Annotated in this window: 2 protein-coding genes; both read left to right on the top strand. The window is 60.3% G+C overall.

Features of this window, described 5'->3' with window-relative positions:
- Positions 1–716 precede the first annotated feature (716 nt).
- On the top strand, positions 717–1,064 hold the full coding sequence (locus tag ACNPN0_RS14610) for a hypothetical protein (RefSeq protein ID WP_448938944.1): 348 nt from the start codon (positions 717–719) through the stop codon (positions 1,062–1,064).
- A gap of 39 nt (positions 1,065–1,103) precedes the next feature.
- Entirely contained in the window at positions 1,104–1,337 is a 234-nt protein-coding gene (locus ACNPN0_RS14605) for a hypothetical protein (RefSeq protein ID WP_448938381.1), read from the top strand.
- Positions 1,338–1,435: the final 98 nt, after the last annotated feature.

Below are 1,435 nucleotides of genomic sequence, written 5' to 3'. Positions count from 1 at the left end.
GGGCATGACTCTCCTTGATTAGCGAGCACGGACCTGACGACCAGTGCGGCCCTGAAAGTTCGTTATTAGAAAGTGCGAGCGAGTGATTGATGCCAAGTAATTGGTCCCTTGCTGGAGTAGCAGACGGGCCTACTCGATACTAAAGTGGCAACGCGACAGCCCTAGGGAACCTGTTTTTCATCTTGGGGAAATGAACGAGTCGACACCTAGCAGTTGGGTGTGGACATGGAGCAAAAGATTCTGGACCGGGTTTGTTGTCAGAGGTGCGAGCAACTTCTGGGCGCCAGTATTGTCGGCAGTTTTACACGGCATGACCTGCTTACTTGCCAGATTGAATGTGCCAATAAGAGTGGGCGGCGACAGGTGCTCCCTGACGACTCCGGTAAGTTCTGCCTCTAATCGGTTGCCATCATGATCCCAACCCAATCCCGGTCGCAGCTCCCACCGGCTATGGAAAAGCTGGGACAAGACGTCGAGATTGGCCGGCCGACAGCCCTATGTTCCTCAGGGATAAGGTGCTGTCGAGAACATAGCTGGGGAGCACGATCAGGGGCTACCTTGGCTTTTCCTCCCAATGGTGGTTATATCCCGGGGATGCTGGCACGATCATCCTACTGCCACTATTGCTGACCGTGCGATCAGTGTGAACGAAGGAGCATCATGCATCTGCCCGTACCCCGCGGAGACCTGTCCCAAGCGCTGAACAATGCGTTGCTGTGCAACCCCTCGGAGGAATACGCAGCCTATCTGGGTTGCTGCCCCTGGGCTGCGCGCTGCTGGAGGTGCTCTGCTTCTACGTGGCCCTGGGTGGGGTGTGGACCTTCATGGCGCAGATTGCCATCGGCTCCGGAATTACGCTGGATGCCGTGTCGAGCCTGATCGGCATCGCCACGATCTTCGGGGTGCTCTCCTCCCTGGCCAGCACGCTGGTGGGTGAGCACTGGTTGGGCAAGTACTTTGTCCTGGCCGGATTCGGCGTCATGGCAGTGTCCATCAGCTGCCTCTTCGGCACCCCGGGGCTGCTGCGCTTCGTGGCCGCCGCGGTGCTCTTCAAGATCGCCTAGAGCTGACTGCTGCCGTTCCTGCTCGCCGAGGTCTCCCGGGTGGGCGGAGCCCAGATGATGAATGCGGCCAATCTGGCCATTGTCGGCGGATTGGCCATTGGCCCGATGCTGACCGGGAGCCTGATCCAGGCCAGCAGCGGCTTCGCCACCATGTTAGGCATGGCCATGGCGATCCTGGACGTGGCAGTCATCAGCTCGCTGGCGGTCTTCCGCGCCTCGGACGCGCGGACATCAGCTCTAGAGGAATCCGCGTCCCGCCCGGTGGCGTCCTGAGCGGCCTACACCCGTGCGGAACTGAGGTGCCCGGCGCACCGCTGCAAGGCGTCAACGACCTCGTCCAGGTCATTGCCTTGCCAGCCCACGTGCTGGTC

Source organism: Glutamicibacter sp. AGC84 (genome assembly GCF_053543575.1).
Note: the sequence above shows the minus strand (reverse complement) of the source record. Positions and strands in the feature narration are given on the sequence as shown.